Genomic DNA, 7,087 nt, shown 5'->3' with positions numbered 1-7,087 from the left:
CCTTCCCCCCCTGCCATCTCGCGTGCCATGGAAACGGCCCGCCCCTTGCGGCCACCCCCGGTCACCGCCGCGGTACGCGTCAGGCGCGCGGAAATTTCCGACCTGGACGACCTGGTCGCGCTGGAGGACGCAAGCTTCGCGCACGACCGCCTGAGCCGCGCGCAATACCGCCGCCACCTTGATTCGGAAACCGCCCAGGTGCTGGTAGCCAGCGCCAACCATCGGCGGTTCCTGGGGACGGCGGTGGTGTTCTTCCGCAAACAAGGCCGTACTGCACGGTTGTATTCGATCGCGACGAAGCCTGAGAGCCAGGGCAAGGGCGTAGGTTCGGCGCTGATCGAGGCGGCCGAACTTGCCGCCAAGGCACGGCAGTGCAAGTGGTTGCGCCTGGAAGTGCGCACCGACAACTCCGTGGCGATCCGCCTGTACGAGCGCCTGGGCTACCAGCGCATTGCCCAGTTGCCGTCTTATTACGAAGACGGCGCGGACGCCTATCGCTACGAGAAAGCCTTCGGCTGAAGGCCGCCTACTTCACCGGCGGCGACATGTCGTCTGTCCGCGCAACCAGGGCGCCCGTGCGCATCAGGCTCACCGTGTAGTGGCCGCCGTCGGCGAGCGGCAGGTAGGCGCCACTGCCGAACGTGGTGTCCACTTGCGGAAGCCACTGCGGATAGCGATGGGACAGGTCCAGGAAATCCCAGCCGTCGTGTTCGGCCAGTGGAATAACCGTCGGCGTGGTGGAGGCCTCCTGGCTGGCATCGTCATATCGGCCGCTCAGTCGATCCAGGCGGAATAAAGGTGGCGCACCGGCGAGCATGGCCGGGGTCTTCCACTTCACCACCACCGCTTCCACCCGGAAGGCATCGCCGTTCAGTTCCACGGTGCGGCTCTTGCCGCCGGGAAACGAAATATCGACGGTCCAGTGCTGCGGTCCCTGGGCATGGGCGGCGAGGCCGAGCACCGTGGTGTCGTTGTCCAGCAGGCGGTAGCCACGGAGCATCCAGCCGCCTGCCGCGATCACCAGCGCCAGGGCCAACAGCACCAGCGCCAGCAGCGCGCGCAGTGCGGCCGATGCACCTGAACGGTAGCGCCGGCCGTCGATGCCGCGATAACGCCGCCCGCCGGCTGCCATGGCGACGGCCAGCACCAGGCAGACTGCCGCGATAGCCAGCATCACGAAAGCGGGCAGCTGCAACAGGGTGGCCAGGCTCATTAGCCCAGTCTACGCAGGATCGGTGGGGCGCACCGTGAACGTTATACTGGCCACCCCTACATCCTGCGGATCGCCGACGACATGCGCGCCTATCTCGCCACGGCCACCTTCATTGCGGCATCGCTGCTCTCCGGGTGCGGCAACAAGACCGACCTCGTCATGCCGCCCGCCAAGCCCGTGGTGGCCGGCAAGCCCGCGGCGCCCGGCAAGGCAGCGCCTGCCCCGGCCAAGGACGCTCCCGCGCCGCCGTCCACGGCGGGGCTGGACCACAATCCGGCGGGCCTGAGCTTCGGCAACGGCTGATGCCCCTGCGCTTTACCAAGATGCACGGTATCGGCAACGACTTCGTCGTAGTCGATGCCCGGGACGGCGGATTCGACCTTAAGGCCGCCCAGGTGGCCGCGATCGCCGACCGCCATACCGGCGTGGGATTCGACCAGTTGCTGAGCATCGAGCCCTCGCCCGATCCGTCCTGCGCTTTTTATTACGGCATCTGGAATGCCGATGGCAGCACCGCAGGCCAGTGCGGCAACGGCGTGCGCTGTGTGGCGGCGTGGTTGCACCGGGCCGGTGCCATTGCCGTCGATCGCGACACCCGGTTGCTCAGCCCCTCGGGGCCCGTCACCGTGCGCGTACTGGTCGATGGCCGCGTGTCGGTGGACATGGGCGAGCCGCAATTCTCCCCGGCCAGCCTGCCTTTCATGGCTGAGTCGGCCGAAAGCTACGACCTCACCGCTGGCCACGAGACGGTAACCCTGCGCGTGGTGTCGATGGGCAATCCCCACGCGGTGGTCGAGGTGGATGACATCGAAGACCCACGGTGGAACGACCTGGCCCCGCTGCTTACCACCCACGCGGCTTTTCCCGAAGGCTGCAATATCGGCTTCGTGCGCCCCCTCGACGCCGGGCACGTACAGCTGCGCGTGCATGAGCGTGGCAGCGGCTGGACGCTGGCCTGCGGCACGGGCGCATGCGCTGCCGCGGCGGTGCTGATGAACGCCGGGCGCCTGGATGCGACGGCATGGGTCGACCTTCCCGGTGGGCAGTTGCAGGTCGATTGGGCAGGTCCCGGCCACCGCTTGTGGATGACAGGCCCCGCGGCTTTCGTCTTCGAGGGCGAGTTCGCGGCCTGATGCCGCTACACTCTGCCTGCAAGCTTTGCGTGGAGCCAACGAAAATGAGCAAGCCGTCGCCCGACCTTGGAATTAAAGCCGATGACGTCGCCGGGTACCTCCGCGCACATCCGGGTTTCCTGGCCGACTACCCCGACCTCGCCGCCTCGCTGGAAATTCCCCGCGAGCATGGCGCCGCAGCGTCGCTCTCGGTGTATCAGCTGCAAAACCTCCGCGAGAAGAACCGCGAGCTCGAGGCGCGCCTGGCCGACCTGATCGGCATCGCTGGCGAAAACGAAACCCTGATGCAGCGCGTGCACGCGCTGACGCTTGCGGTATTGCGTTCCACCACGGTCGAAAGCACCTTGCGCGGCATCGTTTCCCGCCTGCAGGAAGACTTCCGCAGCGAGCGCGTGCGCGTGCTGGTCTACGGCGGCCAGCAGCACCTGCCGGATGAGCCCTGGCTGGTTCGCGAGCCGCGCGGCGCCGCGGGGCTTCCCGAGTTCGGTGATTTCCTCGGCCAGCAACAGCCGATCGCCGGCCGGCTGGCACCGAACCGCCTGCGCCGCCTGTTCGGTGCCGATGCCGAGGACGTCCGCTCCGCCGCGCTGATGAAACTGGGTGACGAGGCGATCCTTGCCATCGGCAGCACGGACCCTGATCGTTTCGCCCCCGGCATGGGCACCCTCTTCCTGAAGATGATCGCCGCCACCGCCAGCGCGGGCCTGTTCCGGGCGCGCGAGGCCGCCTGACCCACCCCATGGCGCCCGGCGCCCAGGTCGACGCCTACCTGCGGCACCTGGCCGCCGAACGGGCGCCTTCGCCACACACGCTCGATGCCTATCGTCGGGACCTGGGCAAGCTGCTGGCGATGATGCAGGCGCATGGCGTGGACACGTTCGATGCGCTCGCGCCCGATCGCGTTCGCGGCATGGTGGCGACATTCCATCGGCAGGGCCTGGCGCCCTCCAGTTTGCAGCGGCTGCTTTCATCGTGGCGCGGCCTGTTCCGCTACCTCGCGGCCGAAGGCCTGCTGGCGCACGATCCGGTGGCCGGCGTGCGCGGCCCGAAGCTGCGCCGCAAGCTGCCGCAGGTGCTCGATACGGACGAAGCCGCGGGCCTGGTTGCCGTGGAAGGCGACGATGCACTGAGCGTGCGCGACCGAGCCATGCTCGAACTCTTCTATTCCAGTGGGCTGCGCCTGTCGGAACTGACAGGCCTGCATTGGGGGGACCTTGACCTCGCCGGCGGCGAAGTGCGCGTACTGGGCAAGGGCCGGAAGCTGCGCATCGTGCCGGTCGGGCGTTTTGCCGTCGAAGCGCTGCGCGCGCTCGCCGCCGAAGGCGGTGCCGGGCCGGACCTGCCCGTGTTCAAGGGGCGTGCCGGCGCGGCGATCAGCTCGCGCGCGGTGCAGCTGCGCTTCAAGCAGCTGGCGTTGCGCCAGGGTTCGATGAAGCGCATCCACCCGCATTTGTTGCGCCACACGTTCGCCAGCCACATGCTCGAATCGTCTGGCGATCTTCGCGCGGTGCAGGAATTGCTCGGCCACGCTGACATCGCCACGACGCAGATCTACACGCATCTGGACTTCCAGCACCTAGCGAAGGTGTACGACGCGGCCCACCCGCGTGCCCGGAAACGCGGGGCGCCGTAGCGCTGTTTCCCGACAGCGGGGAGATATTTCCGCCGCTAAGCTCGACGCGGACATTCATGGATGAAACCCAGTGCTTGCCGTCGTCTTCGTTGCGGCCGTTGCCGCATTCCTGGTCAGCGCCTTCGCCGGCGGTGGCGCGGGACTGATCCTGTTGCCCATGCTGGCACTGGTATTGCCCGCGGTGAGCGTGCCCGCGGCGCTGTCGATTGGCAGCACGTTGAGTTCGGTCTCCCGATTGGCGCTGTTTCGCCGGCATATCCGGTGGGATGTCGTCCGCTGGTTCCTGCCCGGCTTTGCCGGGGGCCGCGGACTGCCGGGTCAGGGAAACCCTCGCCATCCCGCCCGGCGGCTAGCCTGGACAAAAAAATACCGCCGGGCCCGGAGAGGCGCGGCGGCAACAGGGGAGTACCGCATTTGGGGGTTGCCGGTGCAGCGTGTTATTCAGTTTGGATCGATCTAAACACTCACGGCCGGAGTAGATTCCAACCCGCTTGCCTTGTCAAGAGCCTGCCGGTCCCTTGCGCTGGGCGCCGGTCCTCCCCACATCGGGCAGTCACGCCTTCACATCCCCTAAGGAGTCTTCCCGCATGGAATCCTTCCACGCCACCACCATCGTTTCGGTGCGCCGCAACGGCCAGGTCGTGATCGGCGGCGATGGCCAGGTCACCCTCGGCAATACGGTGATGAAGGCCAATGCCCGCAAGATCCGCCGCCTGGGCAGCAAGGGCGATGTCATCGCCGGCTTCGCCGGGGCGACCGCCGACGCCTTCACCCTGTTCGAGCTGTTCGAGGAGAAGCTCACCAAGCACGGCGGCAACCTCACCCGCGCCGCGGTCGAGATGGCCAAGGAATGGCGCACCGATCGCCGCCTGGGCCGCCTGGAGGCCATGCTGGCCGTGGCCGACAAAGAGGCATCCCTGCTGATTTCCGGGAACGGCGACGTGCTTGAGCCGGAGAGCGGCCTGATCGCTATTGGTTCGGGCGGCCCTTATGCGCAATCCGCGGCGCTGGCGCTGCTGGCGCACACCGAACTAGATGCGCGCACCATCGTCGAGCACGCGCTGAAGATCGCCGGCGATATCTGCATCTATACCAATCACAACACGACGATCGAAGAACTCTGATGTCCGAACTGACCCCCCGCGAAATCGTCAACGAACTGGACCGATACATCATTGGCCAGCACGACGCCAAGCGCGCCGTGGCCATTGCGCTGCGCAACCGCTGGCGCCGCATGCAGCTCGATCCGTCGCTGCGCGACGAGGTAACCCCAAAGAACATCCTGATGATCGGCCCTACCGGCGTGGGCAAGACGGAGATCGCGCGGCGCCTGGCGACGCTTGCCAACGCACCCTTCGTGAAGGTGGAGGCTACCAAGTTCACCGAAGTCGGCTATGTCGGCAAGGACGTCGAATCGATCATCCGCGACCTGGTGGACGTTTCCTACAAGCTGGTGCGCGACCAGGCCAAGGGCCGGGTGCGCAGCAAGGCAGAGGACGCCGCCGAGGACCGCATCCTGGACGCGCTGCTGCCGCGACGCCAGGCGGCCAGTGACTGGAATGCCCCGGCCACGCCCGCGGTGGACAACGACACCCGCCAGAAGCTGCGCAAGCAGCTGCGCGAGGGCACGCTCGATGATCGCGAGATCGAACTGGATTTCACCGCCAACGTTGGCGTGGAGATCGTCACCCCGCCCGGCATGGAGGAAATGAGCCAGCAGCTGGGCAAGATGTTCCAGAACCTCGGCGGCGCACGCTCGCAGACACGCAAGCTCGCCATCCGCGCCGCCCGTCCCCTGCTGATAGAGGAAGAAGCCGGCAAGCTGCTCAACGACGAGGAACTTCGCGCCCGTGCGATGGACCTGGCCGAGCAGAATGGCATCGTCTTCATCGACGAGATCGACAAGGTGGCCCAGCGTTCCGAATGGGGTGGCGCGGGGGTAAGCCGCGAAGGCGTGCAGCGCGACCTGCTGCCCCTGGTCGAAGGATCCACCGTCTCGACCAAGTTCGGCGCCATCAAGACCGACCACATACTGTTCATCGCGTCAGGTGCGTTTTCGCTGGCCAAGCCGTCGGACTTGATCCCCGAGCTGCAGGGCCGCCTGCCGATCCGCGTGGAGCTTTCGGCGCTGAGTGTCGACGACTTCAAGCGAATCCTCCGCGAGCCGCACAATGCGCTTACAAAACAATACGTTGCCTTGCTCAGCACGGAGGGCGTGACCCTTGAATTCGCCGACTCGGGCATCGACCGGCTGGCCGAGGTGGCCTTCCAGGTGAACGAGCGCACCGAGAACATCGGTGCCCGCCGCCTGCACACGGTGATGGAGCGTCTGCTGGAGCGGATCTCATTCGAGGCAGCGGATAAAAGTGGCGAAAAGTACGCGATCGACGCCGAATATGTCGATAAAACGCTCGCAAGTCTCGTCAAGGACGAGGATTTGAGCCGTTACATCCTGTAAACAATTGTGAAGGCTTCGGTGGGTTAAAATACGGTCGTATGGGAAAGATCATTCAGTTGAAGACCAATGGCCAGCGGGCCAGCCTGCGCGAGGCGCAGGACAACCGCCAGCTCGTTCGGTTGTGGCGCGGCGAACTCGAACACGGCAGCTTCTGTGGCTATGTGGGCGGTGTCGGCCGTGAATTTTTCTTGCTGTGGGTCGTCGGCGACGGCATCAGCTATGACGGTATGTACGTCATGCGCCACAGGGATGTCACCGAACTGGAAGTCCCCGACAAACATCACAGCTTCCTCGAGAAGGCCCTGGCGCTCAAGGGCATCAGCCCCACGCCGCCGGCGGTCTTCCCGCTGGACGACATCGGCCAGGTGGTCCGCGCGGCCAGTGCCAACGCCCCTGTCATCGGCGTGCACGTGGATAGCGAGGAAGACACCGAGGTCTGCTACATCGGCCGCGTGGTGAGCTACGAGGAAGACGGCTTCAACATGCAGGAGATCACCCCGGACGCCGAATGGCTGGGCGAAGCATCGTTCTTCGCCTGGGATGAAATCTCCACCATCAGCATCGAGGATGCCTACGCCACTTCACTGCTTGCGGTAGCGGGGGATCCTCCGCCGCTGGAACAGGGTGACTCCGGCGGCGTCGGCCACGCT

10 protein-coding genes are annotated in these 7,087 nt (G+C 66.2%); 9 read left to right on the top strand and 1 reads right to left on the bottom strand.

Annotated elements, in window-relative coordinates:
- The coding region (locus tag VK519_RS01585; protein ID WP_414692672.1) for a GNAT family N-acetyltransferase at positions 1–519 on the top strand (519 nt) is incomplete at its 5' end.
- 7 nt (positions 520–526) lie between these two features.
- On the opposite strand, the gene VK519_RS01580 is transcribed toward VK519_RS01585, so the two are convergent.
- A complete protein-coding gene (locus VK519_RS01580) occupies positions 527–1,213 on the bottom strand; it encodes a hypothetical protein (RefSeq protein ID WP_324347007.1) in 687 nt (228 codons plus the stop codon).
- Positions 1,214–1,294: 81 nt separating this feature from the next.
- On the opposite strand from VK519_RS01580, the gene lptM reads away from it, so the two are divergent.
- The 8 genes from lptM to VK519_RS01540 all read left to right on the top strand — a co-directional run.
- A complete protein-coding gene (lptM, locus tag VK519_RS01575; protein ID WP_324347005.1) occupies positions 1,295–1,516 on the top strand; it encodes an LPS translocon maturation chaperone LptM in 222 nt (73 codons plus the stop codon).
- Positions 1,516–2,346: a diaminopimelate epimerase gene (gene dapF, locus VK519_RS01570; RefSeq protein ID WP_324347003.1), complete on the top strand. Its 831-nt coding sequence runs from the start codon at positions 1,516–1,518 to the stop codon at positions 2,344–2,346. The genes lptM and dapF overlap by 1 nt, the downstream gene beginning before the upstream one ends.
- A 44-nt stretch (positions 2,347–2,390) precedes the next feature.
- Positions 2,391–3,077 carry a DUF484 family protein gene (locus VK519_RS01565; RefSeq protein ID WP_324347001.1) on the top strand — a complete coding sequence of 229 codons (687 nt, stop codon included), beginning with the start codon at positions 2,391–2,393 and terminating at the stop codon, positions 3,075–3,077.
- A gap of 8 nt (positions 3,078–3,085) precedes the next feature.
- Positions 3,086–3,979, top strand: coding sequence for a tyrosine recombinase XerC (locus VK519_RS01560; RefSeq protein WP_324347000.1), 894 nt, complete (start codon positions 3,086–3,088; stop codon positions 3,977–3,979).
- 70 nt (positions 3,980–4,049) lie between these two features.
- Positions 4,050–4,439, top strand: coding sequence for a TSUP family transporter (locus tag VK519_RS01555; RefSeq protein ID WP_324346998.1), 390 nt, complete (start codon positions 4,050–4,052; stop codon positions 4,437–4,439).
- A 127-nt stretch (positions 4,440–4,566) separates the two neighbouring features.
- On the top strand, positions 4,567–5,103 hold the full coding sequence (gene hslV / locus VK519_RS01550; RefSeq protein ID WP_324346996.1) for an ATP-dependent protease subunit HslV: 537 nt from the start codon (positions 4,567–4,569) through the stop codon (positions 5,101–5,103).
- Positions 5,103–6,437 carry an ATP-dependent protease ATPase subunit HslU gene (gene hslU / locus VK519_RS01545; protein WP_324346994.1) on the top strand — a complete coding sequence of 445 codons (1,335 nt, stop codon included), beginning with the start codon at positions 5,103–5,105 and terminating at the stop codon, positions 6,435–6,437. The genes hslV and hslU overlap by 1 nt, the downstream gene beginning before the upstream one ends.
- Before the next feature lie 38 nt (positions 6,438–6,475).
- Positions 6,476–7,087, top strand: a 612-nt coding sequence (locus VK519_RS01540; protein ID WP_324346992.1) for a hypothetical protein, incomplete at its 3' end; no start/stop codon positions are given.

The organism is Pinirhizobacter sp., from assembly GCF_035317885.1.
GTDB lineage: Bacteria > Pseudomonadota > Gammaproteobacteria > Xanthomonadales > Rhodanobacteraceae > Pinirhizobacter.
Note: the sequence above shows the minus strand (reverse complement) of the source record. Positions and strands in the feature narration are given on the sequence as shown.

What these genes read in the sequence shown, in the direction of transcription:
- VK519_RS01580 (WP_324347007.1), bottom strand. Translation starts at nt 1,213, where the DNA reads ATGAGCCTGGCCACCCTGTTGCAGCTGCCCGCTTTCGTGATGCTGGCT.
- lptM (WP_324347005.1), top strand. Translation starts at nt 1,295, where the DNA reads ATGCGCGCCTATCTCGCCACGGCCACCTTCATTGCGGCATCGCTGCTC.
- dapF (WP_324347003.1), top strand. Translation starts at nt 1,516, where the DNA reads ATGCCCCTGCGCTTTACCAAGATGCACGGTATCGGCAACGACTTCGTC.
- VK519_RS01565 (WP_324347001.1), top strand. Translation starts at nt 2,391, where the DNA reads ATGAGCAAGCCGTCGCCCGACCTTGGAATTAAAGCCGATGACGTCGCC.
- VK519_RS01560 (WP_324347000.1), top strand. Translation starts at nt 3,086, where the DNA reads ATGGCGCCCGGCGCCCAGGTCGACGCCTACCTGCGGCACCTGGCCGCC.
- hslV (WP_324346996.1), top strand. Translation starts at nt 4,567, where the DNA reads ATGGAATCCTTCCACGCCACCACCATCGTTTCGGTGCGCCGCAACGGC.
- hslU (WP_324346994.1), top strand. Translation starts at nt 5,103, where the DNA reads ATGTCCGAACTGACCCCCCGCGAAATCGTCAACGAACTGGACCGATAC.